This window comes from Enterobacter cloacae complex sp. P15RS (genome assembly GCF_014895905.1).
In the GTDB taxonomy this organism is placed as follows: Bacteria; Pseudomonadota; Gammaproteobacteria; order Enterobacterales; family Enterobacteriaceae; genus Enterobacter; species Enterobacter quasihormaechei.
In genome coordinates this window covers 64,178-86,166 of sequence record NZ_JADBQL010000007.1, presented here as the reverse complement: position 1 = coordinate 86,166, position 21,989 = coordinate 64,178, and the positions used below count along the sequence as shown (strand labels likewise).

The following is a 21,989-nucleotide window of genomic DNA, read 5'->3' as shown; positions in this document are numbered from 1 at the left end:
TTATTCGTCCGGCGTCAGTTCGCCGCGCAGGTTTTGCATCATGGCGCGGCGAATGGAATCAATATCCAGATCCTGACTCAGTAAATAGTGAAGTTTAGTCAGCGTTGCCTCAACGGTCATATCGAATCCGCTGATCACGCCCGCGTGCGCCAGGGCATTGCCGGTGGCGTAGCCGCCCATGTTGACCTTGCCGGACATGCACTGGGTGAGGTTGACCACCACAATCCCGCGATCGCTCGCCTCCTGAAGCTCTTTCAGGAACTCACCGTTCTGCGGAGCGTTACCCACACCATAGGAGCGCAGGATCAGCGCCTTTACCGGCTGGCGCAGGAAGTTGCGCACCACGTCGGCGGAGATGCCAGGATAAATCGTTACCACGCCAATCGGCTGCGGGGTAATCGGGTGAACAATCAGCTCGCCTGCGGTGTTTGGCGCAGGCGGCGTGCCCAGACGGCGGATATGGATCCCCGCTTCCAGCAGCGGTTGCAGGTTAGGCGAGGCAAACGCGTCAAAGCCATCGGCGTGCGCTTTAGTGGTACGGTTCCCGCGGTACAGCCGGTTGTTGAAGAACAGCGACACTTCGTTGATCGGGTAATTAGCGGCCACGTACAGGGAGTTAAGCAGGTTGATCTGCCCGTCCGAACGCAGTTCCGCCAGCGGGATCTGCGAGCCGGTCACGATGACGGGCTTGCTCAGGTTCTCAAGCATGAAGGAGAGCGCCGAGGCGGTGAACGCCATGGTGTCGGTGCCGTGCAGGATCACGAAGCCGTCATACTGGTCGTAATGGGCTTTAATATCGTCCGCGATATGCTGCCAGTCTTCCGGCGTCATGTCGGAGGAGTCCATCAGCGGCTCATACTCGTGGATGGTGAAGTCCGGCATTTCCGGACGGTGGAATTCGGGCATCAGCGCCAGCTGGCGCTGCAAGTGACCGGAAACCGGGATATAGCCATTTTCCGAGCGCTGCATACCGATGGTACCGCCGGTATAGGCGACATAAATTGATTTCTTCTGCATGGTAGTGAGTTCTTGTTCTTCAAAAGAAAAAATCCCCTCTTCACGGGAAGAGGGGACGGTTTTTAACGCACGTTCGCACACGTCAGGCAAAACGCGTAACGGCTTTGCGGATCGTTGAAGGCCGCGAGCTTATCGCTCTCCGCTTTCATGGCTTTAGCCGCAGTCGCTACCGGCGCCGGCAGATACGCCTGAAGCGCTTCCGGCAGCATGGCGCGGACGGAGCCGGACATGCTGTCCATAACCATATCGAAGAACGTCGGTTCGTCCTGATAATAGTCCACGTGCCACTGCTTCAGCTTCGCCAGTTCCGCCGCTTTCTTCACGGCGTCATCGAAGTCACCCAGGCTGTCTACCAGACCGTTGCTCTTCGCATCCTGGCCGGTCCAGACGTGGCCCTGCGCGATCTGGTCAATCTGGTCTGGCGTCTTTTTACGGGAATCCGCCACCAGCGTGATGAAACGCTTATAGCCACTCTCAATGCTGAGCTGCATCATCTCAGACACCTCAGGCGGCAGAGATTTCGTCACGGACACATCCGCCAGCGGCGAGGTGGAAACGCCGTCGGTATGAACGCCGAGATAATCCAGGCTGTTCTCTACGGTGTTGATCACCCCGAAGATGCCGATTGAACCCGTCAGCGTGCTTGGGTTCGCCACGATGTAGTTAGCCGGCGTGGAGATCCAGTAACCCCCGGAAGCCGCCATGCCGCCCATAGATACGACGACCGGCTTGCCCGCGGCGCGCGCGGCGGCCAGCTCAGCGCGGATCACCTCGGAGGCGCTGACGCTGCCGCCTGGGCTGTTGACGCGCAGAACAATGGCTTTCACTTTCGGATCCAGGCGAGCATCGCGGATCTGCGACGCGGTGGTATCACCGCCGACGTTACCCGGGGTTTCCTCACCGTCCATAATGGCGCCGTTGGCAAACACCACGGCAACGCTGTCGCCGCTGTCGTCCGGTTTTTTCGCGGCGTAGTCATACATGCTGATGGCGCTGTAGTTTTTGTCCTCTTTACTCCAGCCGAACTGTTTGGTCAGCGCTTTTTCAATTTCAGCGCTGGAGCCCAGCCGATCGACCAGTTTGTTATCAAGCGCGTATTTCGCCGTATCGCCGTCCACCTTGCGCAGTCCGTCCAGTACGCCGCGCGCGCCCGGGAAGACCTGTTCAGCGGTCATTTGACGGTTAGCGGCAATAGTGCCGAGGTAGTTCTGCCACAGCTCGCCAATCCAGCGGCTGTCCGCTTCACGGGCCGCAGGGGACATATCATCGCGGATGAACGGCTCCACGGCGGATTTATAGGTCCCGACGCGGAAGACGTGGGTGGTGACCTTCAGCTTGTCGAGCAGCGTTTTATAGTACAGACCGTTAGTGGCGAAGCCATGAAGATCGACCGTGCCCTGCGGCGAAAGCCAGATTTTATTGGCAAAGCTCGCCAGATAATATTGCCCCTGGGTGTAGCTGTCGCCAACGGCAATGACCGGCTTCCCGCTGTCGCGGAATTCGCGCAGCGCTTTACCGATGTACTGCATGGACGGCTGATCGGCCCCGGCAAAATCTTTCAGGTCCAGCACGATGCCCGTAATGTTACGGTCGTCTTTGGCCTGACGGATGATGTCAACGATATCAAACAGGGAGTTTTCCTGAAGACGGTCTGACGTTGCGCCAAAAAGCTGGCGGCCAATCACGCCCAGACGGTTGCTGGTAGACGGCTTATCGACAATCACCCCGGTGATGTCGAGCAGCAGCGCGCCGCGCGTTGAATTCTGCGCCTGGCTGGTGCTGCTGATATGCATCCAGATGCCCACGCAGACCAGGACCAGGAAGATGAAGAAGATATTCATCACCAGGTTGCGGACGAAGTTGAGCAGTCGCCACGTCCATTTAAAGAAACCGGCAAAGATTCGCCAAAGGGTTCGCATGTATTCTCCCTAACCAGAAAAGGACTGTTTCCGTCGCCACGGGACGGTAATGTGCGGTTATCGTAATGACCCAACCGCCACTTGTCAGCAGGAATCGCCTGCCGCGCTGTAACAAATTCTGCTGTCGTGTTAATTTTGTGAGTAAATTTCACGAAAGGAGTTAACCAATGGACGCACTTGAACTGCTTGTTAACCGTCGTAGCGCTTCCCGCCTGGCCGAACCGGCACCCGTCGGCGAGCAGCTGGAAAACATTCTGCGTGCCGGAATGCGTGCGCCGGACCACGGCACATTGCAGCCGTGGCACTTCTTTATTATTGAAGGCGAAGGGCGTGACCGCTTCAGCAAGCTGCTGGAGCAGGGGGCTATTGCCGCAGGCCAGGATGAGAAGGGGATTGATAAAGCCCGCAACGCGCCGTTCCGCGCCCCGATGATTATTGCTGTCGTGGCAAAATGCCAGCCTGACCATAAGGTGCCGGTCTGGGAGCAGGAGATGTCCGCCGGTTGCGCGGTAATGGCAATGCAGATGGCCGCCCTCGCGCAGGGCTTTAACGGCATCTGGCGTACCGGCCCGCTGACCGGAAGCGCCGCCGTGCGGGAAGGCTTCTCCTGCGGTGAACACGACAAGATTGTCGGCTTCCTCTACCTCGGCACTCCTCAGCTTAAAGCCTCCAGCACCATTAGCGTGCCGGACACCACGCCTTTCGTCAGCCGTTTTTAACCACACGCGCTAAACTGTCTGGATTCTGAGCATCCGCCGCAGAATTCAGACAGTCATACTTACCTCTTTATGGAATGAGCGCTACCATAGCGCGATTGAGATGACAGGAGACGTCCATGAGCGAGCAAACCATTCGTTTAACGCAGTACAGCCACGGAGCCGGTTGCGGTTGTAAAATTTCCCCGAAAGTGCTGGAGACCATTCTGCACAGTGAACAGGCGAAGTTTGTCGACCCGAACCTGCTTGTCGGTAACGAAACGCGTGACGATGCAGCGGTTTATGACTTAGGTAACGGCACCAGCATTATCAGCACCACTGATTTCTTTATGCCGATCGTCGACAACCCGTTCGACTTCGGGCGCATTGCGGCCACCAACGCCATCAGCGACATCTTTGCGATGGGCGGCAAGCCGATTATGGCGATCGCCATTCTGGGCTGGCCCGTCAACACCCTTGCGCCAGAGATTGCCCGTGACGTGATCGAAGGCGGGCGCTTCGCCTGCCAGCAGGCGGGAATCGCGCTGGCTGGCGGCCACTCCATTGATGCGCCGGAGCCGATCTTCGGTCTGGCCGTGACCGGCGTGGTGCCGACCGAACGCGTGAAGCGCAACAGCACCGCGCAGGCGGGCTGCAAGCTGTTCCTCACCAAGCCGCTGGGCATTGGCGTACTGACGACCGCAGAGAAAAAATCGCTGCTTAAGCCTGAACACGTCGGGCTTGCGACGGAGGTCATGTGCCAGATGAACCTCGCGGGTGCGGCTTTCGCCAGTATTGATGGCGTGAAGGCAATGACCGACGTGACCGGTTTTGGTCTGCTGGGGCACCTGTCAGAAGTGTGTCAGGGGGCGGGCGTGCAGGCGCAGGTCTGGTATCAGGACGTGCCGAAGCTGCCGGGCGTGGAAGAGTACATTGCTCAGGGCGCCGTTCCGGGCGGGACGCAGCGCAACTTCGCCAGCTACGGCCACCTGATGGGCGAAATGCCGGAAGCGTGGCGCAACCTGCTGTGCGATCCGCAAACCTCCGGCGGCCTGCTGCTGGCGGTGACGCCGGAAGCGGAAGCTGACGTTCAGGCGACGGCCGCCGAGTTTGGCATCACCCTGACGGCCATTGGCGAGCTGGTGACCGCCCGCGGTGGCCGCCCGATGATTGAGATCCGTTAATTCGATGCGGTTGTTTATTGCCGAAAAGCCGAGCCTGGCCCGTGCCATCGCCGACGTGCTGCCTAAGCCGCATCGCAAAGGCGACGGCTTTATCGAATGCGGTAACGGGCAGGTGGTCACATGGTGTATCGGTCACCTGCTTGAACAGGCGCAGCCGGACGTTTACGACAGCCGCTATGCCCGCTGGAATCTCAACGATCTGCCGATCGTGCCGGAAAAGTGGCGTCTGCAACCTCGTCCTTCCGTCACCAAACAGCTTAACGTCATCAAGCGCTTCCTGCATGAGGCGACGGAGGTGGTGCATGCGGGTGACCCGGACAGGGAAGGGCAGCTGCTGGTAGACGAAGTGCTGGACTACCTGGAGCTGGCGCCGGAGAAGCGTCAGCAGGTGCAGCGCTGCCTGATCAACGACCTCAACCCGCAGGCGGTGGAGCGCGCGATTTCGCGCCTGCGCGCCAACAGCGAATTTATCCCCCTGTGTGTCTCCGCGCTGGCCCGTGCGCGCGCGGACTGGCTGTACGGGATCAACATGACCCGCGCCTACACCATCCTCGGACGCAATGCGGGCTATCAGGGCGTGCTCTCCGTGGGCCGCGTGCAAACTCCGGTGCTGGGGCTGGTGGTGCGTCGTGACGAAGAGATCGAAAATTTCGTCGCCAAGGATTTCTTTGAAGTCAAAGCGCATATCGTCACGCCGAAAGACGAGCGCTTTACCGCCGTCTGGCAGCCGAGCGACGCCTGTGAGTCGTATCAGGACGAAGAGGGGCGGCTGCTGCATCGTCCGCTGGCGGAGCACGTGGTCAACCGCATTACCGGCCAGCCCGCAATCGTCACCAGCTATAACGATAAACGGGAATCAGAGCCTGCACCGCTGCCGTTTTCCCTTTCGGCATTGCAGATTGAGGCCGCGAAAAAGTTTGGCCTGAGCGCGCAGAACGTGCTCGATATCTGCCAGAAGCTTTACGAGACCCACAAGCTGATCACCTATCCGCGTTCGGACAGCCGCTATCTGCCGGAAGAGCACTTCGCTGGCCGCCATTCGGTGATGAACGCCATTGGCGTTCATGCGCCGGATCTGCTGCCTCAGCCAGCGGTAAACCCGGATACCCATAACCGCTGCTGGGACGATAAAAAAGTCGATGCCCACCACGCGATTATCCCGACGGCGCGCGCCAGCAGCGTCAACCTTAGCGACAACGAAGCAAAGGTTTATAACCTGATCGCGCGTCAGTACCTGATGCAGTTCTGCCCGGACGCGGTGTTCCGCAAGTGCACGATCGAGCTGGAGATTGCCAAAGGCAAATTTATTGCGAAAGCGCGTTTCCTCGCGGAAGCGGGCTGGCGCACGCTGCTCGGCAACAAAGAGCGCGACGAGGAGAATGACGGCACGCCGCTGCCGGTCGTGGCGAAATGTGACGAGTTGCTGTGCGAGAAGGGCGAAGTGGTTGAACGTCAGACCCAGCCGCCGCGCCACTTCACCGACGCCACGCTGCTTTCGGCGATGACCGGGATCGCCCGTTTTGTGCAGGATAAAGATCTGAAGAAGATCCTCCGCGCCACCGACGGTCTGGGCACGGAGGCAACCCGAGCGGGGATCATCGAATTGCTGTTCAAGCGCGGTTTTCTGGAGAAAAAAGGGCGCTATATCCACTCAACGGAGCCGGGCCGGGCGCTCATCCACTCCCTGCCGGAGCTGGCCGCAAGGCCGGATATGACGGCGCACTGGGAGTCGGTGCTGACGCAAATCAGCGAAAAGCAGTGTCGTTACCAGGACTTTATGCAGCCGCTGGTGGGCACGCTTTATCAGCTGATTGACCAGGCGCGCAGCACGCCGGTGAAGCGCTTCAGAGGGATGGTTGCACCCGACGCTGGTGCGAAGAAACCCTTCAAAAAGAAAAAAAGCGCGGCCAAAGATACAGCTGCTTAAACCGTAGGCCGGGTAAGGCGCAGCCGTCACCCGGCGAAAAGCGGCTCTGCGGCCCTGAAAAAAAAGCCCGGTGGCGCTGACGCGTACCGGGCCTACAGGGCGAGATCGCAGCGAAATGTTAAATCACACCCTGCCCGATCATCGCATCTGCCACCTTCACGAACCCGGCGATGTTGGCGCCGCGCACGTAGTTGGTCTGTGACGCCTCGCCGCCATACTCCACACAGGCATGGTGAATATCCAGCATAATGTGGTGCAGACGGGCATCCACTTTCTCTGCCTTCCAGCCCATTCTCGCGGCGTTTTGTGCCATTTCCAGGCCGGACGTTGCCACGCCGCCCGCGTTCGCCGCCTTGCCCGGAGCAAACAGCACGCCTGCTTCGAGGAACAGATCGGTCGCTTCAATGGTGGTGGGCATGTTTGCCCCTTCCGCTACCGCCTTCACGCCGTTGCTAATCAGCGTACGGGCGGCGTCCACGTCCAGCTCGTTTTGCGTCGCGCACGGCAGGGCGATATCCACCGGCACGCCCCACGGCTGCTTGCCTTCCAGGTAGGTCAGGTCAAACTCGCGGGCATAGTCCGCCACGCGCCCGTCGCGGCTGGCTTTGATTTCGCACAGGCGCGCCAGTTTTTCTGCCGTAAAGCCGGCTTCATCCACCACCGTACCGCTGGAGTCGGATGCGGTTACCACGCGCGCGCCAAACGCCATCGCTTTCTCGATAGCGTACTGCGCCACGTTGCCGGAGCCGGAGACCGCCACGCGCATCCCCTCGAAGCTCAGGCCGTGACGCTTAAGCATCGCTTCGGTGAAATAGACCAGACCGTAACCCGTCGCTTCGGGGCGAATCAGGCTGCCGCCAAACGACAGCCCTTTGCCGGTAAAGACGCAGGCGCTGTTGTTGGAGAGTTTTTTCATCATCCCGGCCATAAAGCCCACTTCACGTCCACCCACGCCAATATCACCGGCAGGGACGTCGGTATCTGGCCCAAGGTGACGATAGAGCTCAGTGACCAGCGCCTGACAGAAGCGCATCACTTCGCCTTCGCTTTTGCCTTTTGGATCGAAATCACTCCCGCCTTTGCCGCCGCCCATCGGCAGGGTAGTGAGCGCGTTTTTGAAGGTCTGCTCGAAGCCGAGGAATTTCAGAATCGACAGGTTCACCGACGGATGGAAACGCATCCCGCCCTTAAACGGCCCAATGGCGGAGTTAAACTGCACGCGCCACGCGCGGTTGACCTGCACCTGATTGCGATCGTCCACCCATGCCACGCGGAACTGGATCACGCGCTCCGGCTCCACCAGACGTTCAAGCAGCGCCATCTGGCGGTAGCGCGGGTTTTCTTCAAGGAAGGGCCACAGGGTGGTCATCACTTCACGAACGGCCTGGGCGAACTCGCTTTGGTGCGGGTCGCGCTGCTGAACGTGGGCAAGGAAGCTTTCCAGAGAGCGTGTCTGATCCATAGATATAAGAACCTCTTATAATAATTTATGCGCGTGGCGTAGATGTTATGTGTTGTTTTTTTGACTATACCACCCGCACCGCTTTGAGAGGCAAGCAGAAATTTAGGCCGAAAGGGAAATTAATAACGAGGCGCGCGTCATAACCAAAAGCGATGACGAGATAAATTAAAGATCCCGTCGCGATCTACCGTTATAGATATAAACGATGCAAAGGAAAGAAAGTCTATGAACCGTTACGCAATGGCCGCGTTGTGCTTGATGTTTTCCGCCGGGGCGCAGGCTGACCGCCTACGACCGGATGTTGAGGTGAACGTGCCGCCAGAGGTCTTTAGCGCCAGCGGCCAGCGCGCGCAGCCGTGCAGTCAGTGCTGTATTTATCAGGATCAAAACTATTCAGAAGGGGCGGTGGTCAGGGCGGATGGCGTACTGTTGCAGTGCCAGCGCGATGAACGCACCCTCAGTACGAACCCGCTGGTCTGGCGTCGCGTAAAAGAATAAACGCTTCCAGCAGCGGAATATCCGCCGGCGCTAACTCATAGCTGAAAGCGTCTTCTGGCGTGCACCACACCAGCGCCGAGTGGTAGTGCGCCTTTAGCTCGCCGCTAAATTCCGGCACGTGCCAGGCGTGGAGGTGGATCAGCCGCTGCGACACTTCCCGCCGGTGGCTTGCCACATACTGCGCGGGCACGGCCTCAATGCCGAGCTCTTCACGCAGTTCGCGGATCAGCGCTTGGGGCTGGGTCTCACCGGCTTCAACCTTGCCGCCCGCAAATTCCCACATTCCTGGCTGATCCGCATGGGCAGGGCGCTGTGCCAGTAAAATCTTGCCCTCTTTTTCAAGGATGGCCGCAACAACATCGAGTGTTTTCAGCATGTTCGTCAATAATTAATAGCGAAAAACGACATATTATCGTGCCCTTTCAAAGAGTCCAGTCATCAGGAGAAACAGGTGAAAGAGACATCCGCCTGGGTTGCGCCCATTGAATCCCTTCCCGTCAGCCTCAAGCCCATTGCCGCGATGCAGAAAAAACACTTCGGTGCGGTGCTTAACCCTACCCGCTGGTGGGGGCGCATGCCGCGTCTTTTCTGGCTGGTGGCGCTGTTTGTTGGCTATCTGGAGCGCCGCCGGGCGCGTTTGACGCCGGTGCTGCGTTCGCTGCTGATGACGCGGGTTTCGCAGATCTGCCACTGCGCATTTTGTATCGATGCCAACAGCCTGCGTCTGGCCGAGCGGAGCGGGGCGCTGGATAAAGTGCAGGCCGTCAGCGACTGGCACCATTCCACCCTGTTCAGCGAAGAGGAGCGCGCGGCGCTGGCCTTTGCGGAGGCGGTCACCGCCACGCCGCCTCGGGTGGATGAAAATATCAAAAGCCAGCTAAAGCGCCACTTTACGGAAGAGACCATCACCGAAATGACGGCCCTGATTGCTTTTCAGAACCTTTCCGCCCGCTTTAATGCCGCACTGGATATTCCGGCGCAGGGGCTGTGCGCCACGTTTAAAGGTAAACCGCATGCTGGATAAACATCTGCACCCCCGGTTGAAGCCCGGGCTGAATCAGCTGGCTGCCGCGCTGGATAAACCGTTTATCACGCCTGACGGGTTGACGCTCGCCGGGTTTGCCATCGGCGTGCTGGCGTTACCGTTTCTGGCGCTGGGCTGGTATCCGGCGGCGCTGGTCGCCATTGTGCTGAACCGGCTGCTGGACGGGCTGGACGGCGCGCTGGCGCGTCGCCGTGGCCTGACGGATGCGGGAGGGTTTCTTGATATCGCCCTCGACTTCCTGTTTTATGCCCTGGTGCCGTTTGGCTTCGCGCTGGCCGCACCGGCTGAAAATGCGATTGCCGCCGCCTGGCTGCTGTTCGCGTTTATCGGTACGGGCAGCAGCTTTCTGGCCTTTGCCGCGCTGGCGGGGAAACATGATATCGACAACCCCGGCTACGCGCACAAGTCGTTTTATTACCTCGGAGGGTTAACGGAAGGAACGGAGACCATCGCGCTGTTTGTGCTGTGCTGCCTGTTTCCGGCACACTTCACGCTGTTTGCCTGGGCGTTTGGCGCGTTGTGCTGGCTGACCACCACAACGCGCATCTGGAGCGGTTACGTGACGCTGAAGTCACTCCCCCGCTAGCGTGTACGCTCCGGGCCGCGCGCGCCGGTGGAGACCGGGTTTTGCGGATGACTGCTCCATTCGTACCACCCGCCGTCGTAGACGGCCACGTGCTTCCAGCCCATGGCGCGGGCGTACATGAAGGCTTCAGACGCGCGCCAGCCGGTGCCGCAGTAAAACGCGACGTGCTGCTCCGGCAGGATATTCCACGTCTTCCACATGGCGGCGATATCATCGGCGCTGCGCATGGTGCCGTCCATATTGTGGAAATCTTCCATGTGGGTCGCGTCGCTGCCCGCATGGCCCCAGCGCGCACCGGCAATGTCACCTTTTGGCTTGATATAGCTGTAGCCGCTGGTTTCACCGATAAACTCCGGCCAGGAACGAATGCTCACCAGGGATGCATCCTGACGGTGCAGCATTCCCCGGGCCTGTTCCATATCCACCATCAGTTGGGGTTGACCCGGGATCGGCGCGCCAAAATCAGGGGCTGGCTTCACGTTCTCAGGCGTTCCGCGCTCAACGGGCAGGCTGGCGTCTGACCATGCCTTCCAGCCGCCGTCCAGAATACGCACATCCTTCACGCCCGCGTAGAGCATGATCTGCGCCACGCGCGCGGCGGCATACACGTCGCGACCGTACAGAATGACGGTGGTATCGTGACGGATCCCGTGCTTCGCCAGCATCGCTTTCAGCTTCTCGTCAGAGACCTTATTCCACAGCGGCTCGCTTTCCACTTCGTTGGTGTCAATGTAGCCCGCGCCGGGAATGTGGCTCAGGAGATAAAGCTTCGGCGCACCCCAGCCAGTCTCAATCACCTTCCAGTCGCCCGCCGGCGCGGCGGTAACCGGTTTATCCTGCTGCAACCGGTGGATCCACTGCGGATAAACCAGCTGTTCGAAATGCGCCAGCCTTTGCAGACGGTCAGCCTGTTGCAGGGCGTCGCTCAGGATGGAAACGTGGGTAAAGCCCGCTTTTTCCAGCCGCGTTTTGACGGTCTGGTTGTCGTCATCGTTGCCATAGAGCGCCACCGGCACGTCTGGCGTCAGCCGGTGCTGTTTTGCCCAGCCGCTGAGCTGTTCATCGCTCATTGCGCCAAGCCAGCGGGCAGAGAGATTAAGCGCGGCGGGCTCGTGCCCGGACGTTCCGCTGAGGGTCTGCGGCCAGCCGTTATAGAACGCACTGATACGCGTATCGATTACCGCGCCGTTCTGCGCCTGTAGCTGGGCCAGCGTGAGGGAGTGGGGCATATCAGCCGCCGTGGAGGAAAGTGAGGCGAGGCCGCAGATCAGGGCCAGCGCGGTCAGTTGAGAAACACGTTTCATCGAAAAACCTGACGTCATTAAAAGAGGATGGCATTGTCGTCGCTCCTGAGGCCAAAAACATTGCGTTAGCACATTATTGCCAGCGAGAAATCTCAATCACCTCCCCACCGGGCGGAATATCTTCCTCATCGTGGGTGACCAGCACCACCGGGATCCTGCGCTGACGAGCGATCTCAAATACCCATGCGCGGAATGAGGCGCGCAGCGCTTTATCCAGACGACTGAACGGCTCGTCGAGCAGCAATGCCTGCGGCTGGGCGAGGAGGGCGCGCAACAGGCTCACCCGGGCGCGCTCGCCGCCGGAAAGAGTAGCCGGATCGCTGGCGTAGTGGTTTGCCAGCCCGGCAGTGTCCAGGGCCTGCTCGACCGCCTCGCGCCGGGCGCGCCCGGCAACGTGCGCCGGCAGCGCCAGCATCAGGTTTTGCCCCACGCTGAAGGCGTCAAACAGCAGGGCATCCTGAAAGAGAATGCCGATCCCGCGCGTTTCCACGGGAAGCAGATCGCAGCGACGATCGTTCAGCCACAGCTCGCCGTGCGCCTTAAAATCAGCGGATAACGCGCCCACCATCCAGGCGAAAAGGGTCGATTTCCCGCTCCCGGATGGCCCCATTAGCGTGACGATTTCGCCCGCCGGGACGCGGAAGTTGACCTCATGAAAGAGCGGCGAAATGGTGAGATTTTTCACGTTCAGCATCAACGTAATCCTTGTCTGTAACGGCCTACGAGGCGGGAGAGCAGCGCGGCAAGGGCAAAGACGCTGCTGGTCAACAGCAGCAGGCCCAGTGCCCGGTTAGCCAGGACGGGCACGCTGCCGCCGCTGCTGAGGGCGACGGCCTCCGTCGTCAGGGTGGTGAGACGGCCCGCCCCCAGCCAGAGGGTAGGCATGTACTGGGCCATGCTCACGGAAAAGCCGGCTGCAAAGGCCAGCAGCGCCGGGCGAACCATCAATGGGCATTTTACGCGCCAGAAAATTTTCGCCCGTCGCCAGCCCAGCGTTCTGGCGGTCAGGATCAGACGGGGATCGATCCTGCGCCAGGCCGGTTGCAGGACCAGAAGCATCCACGGGATGACCCAGAGCATATGGCTCCAGAGCACCGCAGCGTACTCGTCGTCAATGCCCAGCCACAGCGCAACGGCATACTGCCCGGACACGAGCGGCAGCGCCGGGAGGGCAAGGGGCAGCCAGATCCACACCGCGCCGCGCCGCGGCCCCCACTCAAGCCAGAGCAGGATGATTGCCAGCGCTATCAGGCTCGACAGCAGTCCCAGCGAAAGGCTGTCGCTGACGGGGCCGACGTCGTCCCGGCGTGCCAGCAACAGCAGGACAAGCGCGCAGAGCACGCCGCACAGCGGCAGTAGCGCGCCCAGCGTACTTGCGGGCAGCACGAAATGCGAAGGACGACGGATCCCGGAGGTGTCCGGCCCGGCGCGCCGCCATGCCGTCAAGAGGCCGTAACCTGCGGCCGCCAGCGTGGCCAGCAGCAGGAGTAACACCAGACACAGCAGCGTTCCCTTGGTGTGCTGCTGCGCATCGCCCTGGGTGAGCCACTGCCAGGCCAGTACCGCCAGCGTCGGCGGGTTGCCCGGCCCGAGCACAATGGCCACATCCACCGCGGATAGCGACCAGGCCAGCACCGCCAGCATCACGGCGCCCAGCGCCGGGGCGATGGCCGGAAGGATGAGCCAGCCGAGCGCCTGCATCCGCCCATAGCCGAAGGTATGCAGCACGATTTTCTGCTGGGCGAGGCGCTTTTCAGGCAGCGCGGCGTAGATCGCCCACAGAACGAACGCACTCTCTTTGACCGCCAGCGTCAGGCCAAGCCCGATACCGTAGCGGTCCAGCTGCGGCGAGCAGAATGTACAGAGCCGGTAAAACTGACCGCCTTCCGCAAACAGCAGCAGCGCACTGGTGGCGAAGGCGACGTGCGGCACGGCTAACAGCCACGGCAGGCGGGCGCTCAGGCGCTGCCAGCCTTCACCCGGCCAGAGAAGCGCAAGCAGGCTCAGGGCGATAATCAGCGAACCCAGCGTCGCGATCAGCGCTGACACCAGCGTGGCGGCCAGCGCCTGCGACAGCTGTGGGTCGGCGAACAGCGCCGCCCAGTTGGCGAAAGAGAACGCCGGAGCCAGCAGCATGCCGCTGGCGGGAAGCAGCGGCAGATAGATCACCGCCATTGCTACCCACACCAGCCCGCTTAGCGGGTTCCGTAGCGGCGAAGCCATTCCTGCTCCAGGGCGTTCACCCAGGCGGCGTGCGGTTCGGGAAGCACATCTGGGGTGTCCGAAGGGGTAAAGGTGCGAAGCTGTTTTGCCGCTGTCGCAGGCAGTTTTTCGCCGTCCAGCACGCTCGGGTCACCCCAGACGGCAGGATCGGCTTTGCGGATCTGCGCCTGGGGTGACAGCAGGAAGTTCGCCACCACTTTTGCGCCCGCGCTTGCGCTCGCATTTGACGGGATAGCGACAAAATGCACGTTGCCAATCATGCCCCGGCTAAAGCCGAAGCTGTAGCTGTCGGCAGGCAGTTCACCGCTCGCCACCTTTTGCTGCGCGTGGGCCGGATTAAACGTCAGCGACAGGTTCAGGCTGCCGCTGGCCAGCAGCGTATCCATGCGCGCAGGCGACGGAGGAAAATCGTTCCCTTCACGCCACAGCAGGGGATGCAGCGTATCAAGATAGCGCCACAGCGGCGCGGTAACCTGCGCAAAGGTATTATCCGGCGCCTTTTTCAACGCCTCCGGATGGGCGGTCAACGCCAGCAGTAGCTGCTCAAGAAACGCGGTGCCGGTAAAATCAGGAGGGCGCGGATAGCTCACCTTGCCGGGGTGTTGCTGAGCGTAAACCAGCAGCGCGCGGGGATCTGCCGGCGGCGTCGGCATGCTCGATTTCCGGGCAATAAAGGTTAGCTGCGCGCCGCCCCAGGGGGATTCTGCGCCCTCGGTAGGAAGGGCAAAATCTTCCGTCACCGGCTTGCGGGTATCGACATAACGCCAGTTGGGCAGGGTTTGCGCCCAGCCGGTGAGCAGCAGGTTCGCCTCTTTCAGCGTGCGGAAGTTTTCACCGTTTACCCAGAGCAGATCCACCGACCCGTTACGGCTGCGTCCTGCGGCCTGTTCCGTCTGGATCCGCTTCACCGCGTCGGCGGCATCGGCCAGGTGAACGATCTTCAGGTTGATGGCGTAGTGCGTTTTCACTTCGCCGCTCACCCAGTCGAGGTAGCGGTTAACGGCCTCATCGCCGCCCCAGGCGTTAAACCAGACGGTCTGCCCGCTGGCCTGCTGTTGAATGGATTGCCAGCTCTGGGCTGCAAAGACGGGCGTTGCCAGCAGCAGACCCGTCAGAAACGCGCAAAAACGCACCCGGCGCATAATGCCTCACTTTTTAATCGAAGGGATGTATCGGGAAAACAGCCGGCGCGTAGCCAGCGGTAATAACCCCAGTAGTGTAAAGGCGAACAGCAATCCCGGCGACAGAATATCGCGCAGCGAGGTGAGTTTCCCCAGTTCGCGCCCGGCGTTCAGGTAGATGACGGTGGCAGGCAGCATGGCAAGCTGGCTCACCCACCAGTAGTGACGCACCTTAAGTCGGGTAAGGCCCATCAGCAGATTGACCAGAAAGAATGGAAACAACGGCATCAGGCGCAGGGCAAAAAGGTAGCGCGCGCCATCGCGATCCATCCCCGCATCGATCGTGTTCATTTGTGCAGCAAAGCGTCGTTGCACCCAGTCCCGCAGCAGATAACGGCTGACGAGCATGGCAAGCGTGGCGCCGAGCGTCGAGGCAAATGAGACCAAAAGCGTCGCCTCCCACAGGCTGAAAAGCGCCCCGCCGAGCAGCGTCAGAAGCGCGGCTCCGGGGATCGACAGCGCGGAGACCAGAACGTAAACCGGAAAATAGAGCAGCGCGCTCTGAAGGGGCGCTTGCTCCACACGATTAAGCAACGTTTGATGATGCATTTTTAACGCGTCGAGGGAGAGGACGCCCGGAGGCAGCAAAACAACGATCAAAACAAATGCGCCCAGAAGGGCGCACAGGAGAATGATTTTTTTACTGTTCACTGAGGATTACAGCTTGAATGTTGCCCATACCGGCGCATGGTCGGACGGCTTTTCCATGCTACGGATATCATAGTCGATACCGGTTTCAATGCAGCGCTCGGCCAGCGGGGCGCTTGCCAGCAGCAGATCGATTCGCAGGCCACGGTTGTCATCGAAGCCTTTCGAGCGGTAGTCAAACCACGAGAAGCGGTCCTGCGTCTGTGGATTGGCATGACGGAAGGTATCCACCAGCCCCCAGCCGAGCAGGCGCTCCATCCACTCGCGCTCCTCCGGCAGGAAAGAGCATTTGCCGGTGCGCAGCCAGCGCTTGCGGTTCTCTTCGCCGATGCCGATATCCAGATCCGTCGGGCTGATATTCATGTCGCCCATGATCAGCACCGGATTTTCTTTTTTGAGTTCGGTTGCCAGGTAATTTTGCAGATCCTGATAAAACTTCGCTTTAGCCGGGAATTTGGTTTCATGATCGCGGCTTTCACCCTGCGGGAAATAGCCGTTGATGACGGTAACGTTGCCGAGTGCGGAAGGAATTTCCGCCATGATGATGCGGCGTTGCGCCTCTTCACCGTCCCCCGGGAAGCCACGACGTACCGAGACCGGCGTATCTTTGGTCAGCAGCGCAACGCCGTAGTGGCCTTTCTGACCGTGGTAAAAGACGTTATAGCCCAGCTTCGCTACGTCTTCGAGCGGGAACATATCGTCGTGAACTTTTGTCTCCTGCAAGCCGATCACATCTGGCTGATGTTGCTCAACAATTGCTTCAAGCTGGTGAGGGCGGGCACGCAGGCCGTTGATATTAAAAGAGACAAATTTCATAGTCGCTGCCAATGCAAGGTGAATAGTGCATGGATGGTAGCAGAATTTACGTCGTCTGTTATCCGCTTCGCCCAATTACTGCGACAGATAATGCCAACGGAGCAATATTTGCACCATTTCGACGCGCATTGCCCTCAAACAGGGCGTAAAGAACCGATAAATTTCGCGAGCGATCACAATTCCAGAATTATATTTGGTCTCTGCATACTCTTTCTTGTTTTCATGCGGCAAAGCGCCGCTTGCTGTAAAAATATTCACTATTTATGCAACAACAGTGAATAATTCCATATTGTAACTCGTTGATATTCTGTTAGCTCATCCCGTTTATGCATTTTTATCGCTGGCTGGCATGAACGCTGCAATCTACATTCACAGTGCAAACACTCAATTATTTAACATTTAAACAACCTTTTATTTACCGGATGAGGTCGCTATGTCTCTGTCAGTTACGCGTGAAAATTTCGATGAATGGATGATGCCGGTATACGCTCCGGCGGCTTTTATTCCGGTACGTGGGGAAGGCTCTCGCCTGTGGGATCAGCAGGGCAAGGAGTACATCGACTTTGCGGGTGGGATTGCGGTGAATGCGCTGGGCCACGCAAACCCGGCGCTGCGGCAGGCGCTGAACGACCAGGCGGCGAAATTCTGGCATACCGGCAACGGGTACACCAACGAACCGGCGCTGCGCCTGGCGAAAAAGCTGATCGACGCCACTTTCGCAGAAAAAGTCTTTTTCTGTAACTCCGGTGCGGAAGCGAACGAAGCGGCGCTGAAGCTGGCGCGAAAATATGCGCACGATAAATTCGGCGCGCACAAGAGCGGCATTGTCGCCTTCAAAAATGCCTTCCATGGCCGCACGCTGTTTACCGTCAGTGCGGGCGGTCAGCCCTCGTATTCTCAGGATTTTGCGCCGCTGCCGCCGGATATCCGTCACGCGGCGTATAACGATTTACATGCTGCCAGCGAGCTGATTGACGATAACACCTGTGCGGTGATCGTGGAGCCTATGCAGGGTGAAGGCGGCGTCATGCCCGCTCAGAAAGCGTTCCTGCAAGGGCTGCGCGAGCTGTGCGATCGTCACAACGCGGTGCTTATTTTTGACGAAGTACAGACCGGCGTGGGCCGTACGGGCGAGCTATACGCCTACATGCACTATGGCGTGACGCCGGATGTGCTGTCGACGGCCAAAGCGCTCGGCGGCGGTTTCCCGGTGGGAGCGATACTGACCACCGACACATTTGCCAGCGTGATGACCGTGAGCACCCATGGCACCACATACGGCGGTAACCCGCTGGCAGCCGCTGTTGCCGGGCAGGTGCTGGATATCATCAATACCCCTGAGGTGCTTAACGGCGTGAAGCAGCGTCATCAGTGGTTTGTTGAGCGTCTGACCGCCATCAATAACCAGACCGGGTTGTTCAAAGAGATCCGCGGTCTGGGGCTGTTGATTGGCTGTGAGCTTGCCCCTGAGTTTGCCGGAAAAGCGAAGCTGATTTCACAGGAAGCGGCAAAACAGGGCGTGATGGTGCTGATTGCCGGTGCCAACGTGGTGCGGTTTGCCCCTGCGCTGATCGTCAGCGAGGAAGAGGTCAGAACCGGGTTAGATCGTTTTGCGCTGGCCTGCGAACAGGTGAAATCCGGGGTGTCATCATGATGGTCATCCGTCCCGTTGCGCACGGCGATCTCGCCGGGCTTATGCAGCTTGCCGGTAAGACAGGGGGCGGGCTGACCTCGCTGCCTGCCGATGAAAAAACGCTGTCGGCGCGCATTGAGCGCGCTCTGCAAACCTGGCAGGGGACGTTGCCAAAGAGCGAACAGGGCTATGTGTTCGTGCTGGAAGAGACCGACACGGGAACCGTGGCGGGGATCTGCGCCATCGAAGTGGCCGTCGGGCTTAACGATCCCTGGTACAACTACCGCGTCGGCACGATGGTCCACGCCTCGAAAGAGCTGAATGTTTACAACGCGTTGCCGACGCTCTTTCTCTGTAATGACCATACCGGCGCCAGCGAGCTCTGCACGCTTTTCCTCGATCCGGACTGGCGCAAGGAGGGCAACGGCTATCTGCTCTCCAAATCGCGCTTTATGTTTATGGCCGCCTTTCGCGACCGCTTCAACGAAAAAGTGGTCGCCGAGATGCGCGGCGTGATTGATGAGACGGGCTACTCGCCGTTCTGGGAGAGCCTGGGCGAACGCTTCTTCTCCATGGAGTTCAGCCGGGCGGATTACCTGTGCGGCACCGGTCAGAAGGCGTTTATCGCCGAGCTGATGCCGAAGCATCCTATCTATACCCATTTCTTAACGCCGGAAGCGCAGGCGGTAATTGGTGAAGTCCATCCGCAAACCGCCCCGGCCCGCGCGGTACTGGAGAAAGAGGGATTTCGCTACCGTAACTACGTCGACATCTTCGACGGCGGCCCGACGCTGGAGTGCGACATTGACCGCGTGCGCGCCATCCGTAAAAGCCGTCTGGTCGAGGTTTCGGAAGGCCAGCCTGCGCCGGGCGAATGGCCGGCCTGCCTGGTCTCGAACGAGAATTACACCAGCTTCCGCGCCATGCTGGTGCGAACCAACCCGGCATGCGAGCGTCTGGTGCTGACGCCTGCGCAGCTGGATGCCCTGAAATGTAACGCCGGCGATACGGTTCGCCTGGTACGACTCTGCCCTGAGGAGAAAACAGCATGACTCTATGGATTAACGGTGACTGGGTAACGGGCGAAGGTGAGGCGCGGATCAAAACCAATCCGGTGGGCCAGGAAGTGCTCTGGAAGGGGAACGACGCCAGCGCCGGGCAGGTTGAACAGGCCTGCCAGGCTGCTCGCCGCGCGTTTCCGGCGTGGGCGAAACGGCCATTCTCCGAGCGTCAGGCGTTGGTTGAGAAATTTGCCGGATTGCTGGAGGCGAACAAGGCCGAACTGACGCGCATCATCGCGTCCGAAACCAGCAAACCGCGCTGGGAAGCGGCAACCGAAGTCACGGCGATGATCAACAAAATCGGTATATCGGTGAAGGCGTACCACGCCCGCACCGGCGAGCAGCATACCGATATGCCGGACGGCGCCGCCACGCTGCGCCACCGTCCGCACGGCGTGCTGGCGGTGTTCGGCCCGTATAACTTCCCCGGTCATCTGCCGAACGGGCATATCGTACCCGCGCTGCTGGCGGGGAATACCGTCATCTTCAAGCCGAGCGAGCTCACGCCGTTAACCGGCGAGGCGGTGGTGAAGCTGTGGGAGCAGGCCGGGCTGCCGCCGGGCGTGCTGAATCTGGTGCAGGGCGGGCGTGAAACCGGTCAGGCGCTGAGCGCGCTGAGCGACATTGACGGCCTGCTGTTCACCGGCAGTGCCGGAACGGGCTATCAGCTGCATCGCCAGCTGGCGGGGCAGCCGGAAAAAATTCTGGCGCTGGAGATGGGCGGCAATAACCCGCTGATTGTGGAAGATCCGGATGATATTGACGCCGCGGTCCACCTGACCATTCAGTCGGCATTCATTACCGCCGGGCAGCGCTGCACCTGCGCCCGTCGTCTGCTGGTGAAACGCGGCCCGCAGGGCGACGCTTTCCTGAAGCGCCTGGTGGACGTGAGCGCGCGTCTGACCCCCGCGCAGTGGGATGCCGAGCCGCAGCCGTTTATCGGCGGGCTGATTTCCGAGCAGGCCGCGCAGAATGTGCTGAAAGCCTGGCAGGAGCATGTGACGCGCGGGGCGAAAACCCTGCTGGAGCCGAAACAGGTCGCGCCGGGCACCTCGTTACTGACGCCGGGCATTATTGAGATGAGCGGTGTTGACCCTGTGCCGGATGAAGAGGTCTTTGGCCCGCTGCTGTGCGTCTGGCGCTATGACGATTTTGATGCGGCGATCGCGATGGCCAACAACACCCGCTACGGCCTGTCGAGCGGCCTGATATCGCCGCATCGCGAAAAATTCGACCAGCTGCTGCTGGAAGCGCGCGCCGGGATCGTGAACTGGAACAAACCGCTGACCGGCGCGGCGAGCACCGCGCCGTTCGGTGGCGTGGGGGCGTCGGGCAACCATCGCGCCAGCGCCTGGTATGCCGCCGATTACTGCGCGTGGCCGATGGCAAGCCTGGAAACCCCGACGCTGACGCTGCCGGAGTCGCTGAATCCGGGGCTGGATTTTACAGAGGGTGATACCCATGAAAGCGCGTGAGGTTAACTTTGACGGGCTGGTGGGGCTGACGCACCACTATGCCGGGCTGTCGTTCGGCAATGAAGCCTCGACGAAGCACCGCTTCCAGGTCTCGAACCCGAAACTGGCGGCTAAGCAGGGGCTGCTGAAAATGAAGGCGCTGTCCGATGCCGGTTTCCCGCAGGCGGTGATCCCGCCGCAGGAGCGCCCGAACGTGGCCGTGCTGCGCCAGCTGGGCTTCAGCGGCACGGATGAGCAGGTAGTGGAAAAAGCCGGTACGCAAACGCCACAGCTGCTTTCCGCGGCCAGTTCAGCCTCTTCGATGTGGGTGGCGAATGCCGCCACCGTCGCGCCGTCGGCGGATACGCTGGACGGCAAAGTGCATCTGACCGTTGCTAACCTGAACAATAAATTCCACCGCGCCAGCGAAGCGGAGACCACCGGACGCGTGCTGCGCGCCATTTTTAATCATGAGGCGCATTTCGAGGTGCATCAGGCGCTGCCGCAGGTTGCGATGTTTGGCGACGAAGGGGCGGCAAACCACAACCGTCTGGGCGGCGACTATGGCGATCCGGGCTTGCAGCTGTTTATCTACGGACGAGAAGAGGGCGGCCATGCCGCACCGGTTCGTTATCCCGCGAGACAAACCTTGGCCGCGAGCCAGGCGGTGGCGCGACTGAACCAGGTGAATCCTTCTCAGGTGATTTTTGCCCAGCAAAATCCGAAGGTGATCGACCAGGGCGTGTTTCATAACGACGTGATTGCCGTTTCGAACCGCCAGGTGCTGTTTTGCCACGAACAGGCGTTTGCCCATCAGGAAAAGCTGCTGGCCACGCTACGTGAACGCGTGCCGGGATTTATGCCGATTCAGGTGCCCACGCAGGCGGTAAGCGTTCAGGATGCCGTCGAAACCTACCTCTTCAACAGCCAGCTGTTGAGCCGGGAAGACGGCAGCATGATGCTGGTGCTGCCCCAGGAGTCCCGCAATCATCAGGGCGTCTGGCGCTATCTCAGCGAGCTGGTGCAGGCGGATAACCCGATTGATGAACTCCGCGTATTCGATCTGCGGGAAAGTATGGCCAACGGCGGGGGACCGGCATGCCTGCGTCTTCGCGTGGTACTCACGCCAGAGGAGATGCAGGCGGTGAATCCGGCGGTGATGATGAACGACACCCTGTTCAATACCCTCAACGACTGGGTGGATCGCTACTATCGCGACCGTCTGGTTCAGGCCGATCTGGTTGATCCGCAGCTGCTGTGCGAAGGCCGCGAGGCGCTGGATGCCCTGTCGACCATCCTGCAACTGGGTTCGGTTTATCCGTTCCAGCGCTAAGGA

The 21,989-nt window shown here is 60.1% G+C and carries 20 protein-coding genes; 10 read left to right on the top strand and 10 right to left on the bottom strand.

Annotation, left to right across the window (positions count from 1 at the left end; all coding sequences use genetic code 11):
* Both ansA and sppA read right to left on the bottom strand, forming a co-directional pair.
* A complete protein-coding gene (gene ansA / locus IM267_RS04635) occupies positions 1-1,017 on the bottom strand; it encodes an asparaginase (protein ID WP_032673734.1) in 1,017 nt (338 codons plus the stop codon).
* A gap of 62 nt (positions 1,018-1,079) precedes the next feature.
* Positions 1,080-2,936 carry a signal peptide peptidase SppA gene (sppA, locus tag IM267_RS04630; RefSeq protein ID WP_063866435.1) on the bottom strand — a complete coding sequence of 619 codons (1,857 nt, stop codon included), beginning with the start codon at positions 2,934-2,936 and terminating at the stop codon, positions 1,080-1,082.
* Positions 2,937-3,103: 167 nt separating this feature from the next.
* Between sppA and IM267_RS04625 the strand changes: the two genes are divergently transcribed.
* The 3 genes from IM267_RS04625 to IM267_RS04615 all read left to right on the top strand — a co-directional run bounded on the left by IM267_RS04625 (position 3,104) and on the right by IM267_RS04615 (position 6,742).
* The gene (locus IM267_RS04625; protein WP_193032906.1) at positions 3,104-3,655 is read left to right on the top strand and encodes an NAD(P)H nitroreductase; all 552 of its coding nucleotides are present in this window, start codon (positions 3,104-3,106) and stop codon (positions 3,653-3,655) included.
* Positions 3,656-3,771: 116 nt separating this feature from the next.
* Positions 3,772-4,815 (top strand): selenide, water dikinase SelD, encoded by a 1,044-nt coding sequence (selD, locus tag IM267_RS04620; protein ID WP_063866437.1) that lies wholly within the window; start codon positions 3,772-3,774, stop codon positions 4,813-4,815.
* 4 nt (positions 4,816-4,819) lie between these two features.
* A complete protein-coding gene (locus IM267_RS04615; RefSeq protein WP_193032905.1) occupies positions 4,820-6,742 on the top strand; it encodes a DNA topoisomerase III in 1,923 nt (640 codons plus the stop codon).
* 118 nt (positions 6,743-6,860) lie between these two features.
* Here the strand turns inward: IM267_RS04615 and gdhA are convergent, their stop codons facing one another.
* The gene (gene gdhA / locus IM267_RS04610) at positions 6,861-8,204 is read right to left on the bottom strand and encodes an NADP-specific glutamate dehydrogenase (protein WP_131636835.1); all 1,344 of its coding nucleotides are present in this window, start codon (positions 8,202-8,204) and stop codon (positions 6,861-6,863) included.
* 225 nt (positions 8,205-8,429) lie between these two features.
* Here gdhA and IM267_RS04605 point away from each other — a divergent pair, with 225 nt between their 5' ends.
* Positions 8,430-8,702 carry a YnjH family protein gene (locus IM267_RS04605; RefSeq protein WP_131636834.1) on the top strand — a complete coding sequence of 91 codons (273 nt, stop codon included), beginning with the start codon at positions 8,430-8,432 and terminating at the stop codon, positions 8,700-8,702.
* Here IM267_RS04605 and IM267_RS04600 read toward each other — a convergent pair.
* Positions 8,662-9,078 carry a pyrimidine (deoxy)nucleoside triphosphate diphosphatase gene (locus tag IM267_RS04600; RefSeq protein ID WP_063449009.1) on the bottom strand — a complete coding sequence of 139 codons (417 nt, stop codon included), beginning with the start codon at positions 9,076-9,078 and terminating at the stop codon, positions 8,662-8,664. The two genes, IM267_RS04605 and IM267_RS04600, sit on opposite strands and share 41 nt — an antisense overlap.
* Positions 9,079-9,153: 75 nt before the next feature.
* Between IM267_RS04600 and IM267_RS04595 the strand changes: the two genes are divergently transcribed.
* Both IM267_RS04595 and IM267_RS04590 read left to right on the top strand, forming a co-directional pair.
* On the top strand, positions 9,154-9,726 hold the full coding sequence (locus IM267_RS04595; protein WP_063866442.1) for a carboxymuconolactone decarboxylase family protein: 573 nt from the start codon (positions 9,154-9,156) through the stop codon (positions 9,724-9,726).
* A complete protein-coding gene (locus tag IM267_RS04590; protein ID WP_063866443.1) occupies positions 9,716-10,333 on the top strand; it encodes a CDP-alcohol phosphatidyltransferase family protein in 618 nt (205 codons plus the stop codon). Before IM267_RS04595 ends, IM267_RS04590 begins: the two co-directional genes overlap by 11 nt.
* Here IM267_RS04590 and IM267_RS04585 read toward each other — a convergent pair.
* From IM267_RS04585 to xthA, 6 genes are all read right to left on the bottom strand, one after another.
* On the bottom strand, positions 10,330-11,637 hold the full coding sequence (locus IM267_RS04585) for a rhodanese-like domain-containing protein (protein ID WP_193032904.1): 1,308 nt from the start codon (positions 11,635-11,637) through the stop codon (positions 10,330-10,332). The genes IM267_RS04590 and IM267_RS04585 overlap by 4 nt on opposite strands.
* Positions 11,638-11,710: 73 nt before the next feature.
* Complete coding sequence (locus IM267_RS04580; protein WP_063866444.1) at positions 11,711-12,331, bottom strand: ATP-binding cassette domain-containing protein; 621 nt, start codon at positions 12,329-12,331, stop codon at positions 11,711-11,713.
* Positions 12,331-13,860, bottom strand: coding sequence for an ABC transporter permease subunit (locus IM267_RS04575; RefSeq protein ID WP_193032903.1), 1,530 nt, complete (start codon positions 13,858-13,860; stop codon positions 12,331-12,333). Before IM267_RS04575 ends, IM267_RS04580 begins: the two co-directional genes overlap by 1 nt.
* On the bottom strand, positions 13,833-14,993 hold the full coding sequence (locus tag IM267_RS04570; RefSeq protein WP_193032972.1) for an ABC transporter substrate-binding protein: 1,161 nt from the start codon (positions 14,991-14,993) through the stop codon (positions 13,833-13,835). Before IM267_RS04570 ends, IM267_RS04575 begins: the two co-directional genes overlap by 28 nt.
* A 15-nt stretch (positions 14,994-15,008) precedes the next feature.
* A complete protein-coding gene (locus IM267_RS04565; protein ID WP_193032902.1) occupies positions 15,009-15,692 on the bottom strand; it encodes a TVP38/TMEM64 family protein in 684 nt (227 codons plus the stop codon).
* A 6-nt stretch (positions 15,693-15,698) separates the two neighbouring features.
* Complete coding sequence (gene xthA / locus IM267_RS04560) at positions 15,699-16,505, bottom strand: exodeoxyribonuclease III (RefSeq protein WP_063866447.1); 807 nt, start codon at positions 16,503-16,505, stop codon at positions 15,699-15,701.
* A gap of 433 nt (positions 16,506-16,938) precedes the next feature.
* On the opposite strand from xthA, the gene IM267_RS04555 reads away from it, so the two are divergent.
* The 4 genes from IM267_RS04555 to astB are packed head-to-tail and all read left to right on the top strand — an operon-like array spanning position 16,939 to position 21,986.
* Positions 16,939-18,159 carry an aspartate aminotransferase family protein gene (locus IM267_RS04555; protein WP_193032901.1) on the top strand — a complete coding sequence of 407 codons (1,221 nt, stop codon included), beginning with the start codon at positions 16,939-16,941 and terminating at the stop codon, positions 18,157-18,159.
* Positions 18,156-19,190 carry an arginine N-succinyltransferase gene (gene astA, locus IM267_RS04550; RefSeq protein ID WP_063866449.1) on the top strand — a complete coding sequence of 345 codons (1,035 nt, stop codon included), beginning with the start codon at positions 18,156-18,158 and terminating at the stop codon, positions 19,188-19,190. The genes IM267_RS04555 and astA overlap by 4 nt, the downstream gene beginning before the upstream one ends.
* Positions 19,187-20,674: a succinylglutamate-semialdehyde dehydrogenase gene (astD, locus tag IM267_RS04545; RefSeq protein ID WP_193032900.1), complete on the top strand. Its 1,488-nt coding sequence runs from the start codon at positions 19,187-19,189 to the stop codon at positions 20,672-20,674. The genes astA and astD overlap by 4 nt, the downstream gene beginning before the upstream one ends.
* Positions 20,661-21,986 (top strand): N-succinylarginine dihydrolase, encoded by a 1,326-nt coding sequence (astB, locus tag IM267_RS04540; RefSeq protein ID WP_193032899.1) that lies wholly within the window; start codon positions 20,661-20,663, stop codon positions 21,984-21,986. The genes astD and astB overlap by 14 nt, the downstream gene beginning before the upstream one ends.
* Positions 21,987-21,989: the final 3 nt, after the last annotated feature.

Bases quoted from the DNA above. Each gene is read 5' to 3' on its own strand.
- ansA (WP_032673734.1), bottom strand. From the start codon at position 1,017: ATGCAGAAGAAATCAATTTATGTCGCCTATACCGGCGGTACCATCGGT.
- sppA (WP_063866435.1), bottom strand. From the start codon at position 2,936: ATGCGAACCCTTTGGCGAATCTTTGCCGGTTTCTTTAAATGGACGTGG.
- IM267_RS04625 (WP_193032906.1), top strand. From the start codon at position 3,104: ATGGACGCACTTGAACTGCTTGTTAACCGTCGTAGCGCTTCCCGCCTG.
- selD (WP_063866437.1), top strand. From the start codon at position 3,772: ATGAGCGAGCAAACCATTCGTTTAACGCAGTACAGCCACGGAGCCGGT.
- IM267_RS04615 (WP_193032905.1), top strand. From the start codon at position 4,820: ATGCGGTTGTTTATTGCCGAAAAGCCGAGCCTGGCCCGTGCCATCGCC.
- gdhA (WP_131636835.1), bottom strand. From the start codon at position 8,204: ATGGATCAGACACGCTCTCTGGAAAGCTTCCTTGCCCACGTTCAGCAG.
- IM267_RS04605 (WP_131636834.1), top strand. From the start codon at position 8,430: ATGAACCGTTACGCAATGGCCGCGTTGTGCTTGATGTTTTCCGCCGGG.
- IM267_RS04600 (WP_063449009.1), bottom strand. From the start codon at position 9,078: ATGCTGAAAACACTCGATGTTGTTGCGGCCATCCTTGAAAAAGAGGGC.
- IM267_RS04590 (WP_063866443.1), top strand. From the start codon at position 9,716: ATGCTGGATAAACATCTGCACCCCCGGTTGAAGCCCGGGCTGAATCAG.
- IM267_RS04585 (WP_193032904.1), bottom strand. From the start codon at position 11,637: ATGAAACGTGTTTCTCAACTGACCGCGCTGGCCCTGATCTGCGGCCTC.
- IM267_RS04580 (WP_063866444.1), bottom strand. From the start codon at position 12,331: ATGCTGAACGTGAAAAATCTCACCATTTCGCCGCTCTTTCATGAGGTC.
- IM267_RS04575 (WP_193032903.1), bottom strand. From the start codon at position 13,860: ATGGCTTCGCCGCTACGGAACCCGCTAAGCGGGCTGGTGTGGGTAGCA.
- xthA (WP_063866447.1), bottom strand. From the start codon at position 16,505: ATGAAATTTGTCTCTTTTAATATCAACGGCCTGCGTGCCCGCCCTCAC.
- IM267_RS04555 (WP_193032901.1), top strand. From the start codon at position 16,939: ATGTCTCTGTCAGTTACGCGTGAAAATTTCGATGAATGGATGATGCCG.
- astA (WP_063866449.1), top strand. From the start codon at position 18,156: ATGATGGTCATCCGTCCCGTTGCGCACGGCGATCTCGCCGGGCTTATG.
- astD (WP_193032900.1), top strand. From the start codon at position 19,187: ATGACTCTATGGATTAACGGTGACTGGGTAACGGGCGAAGGTGAGGCG.
- astB (WP_193032899.1), top strand. From the start codon at position 20,661: ATGAAAGCGCGTGAGGTTAACTTTGACGGGCTGGTGGGGCTGACGCAC.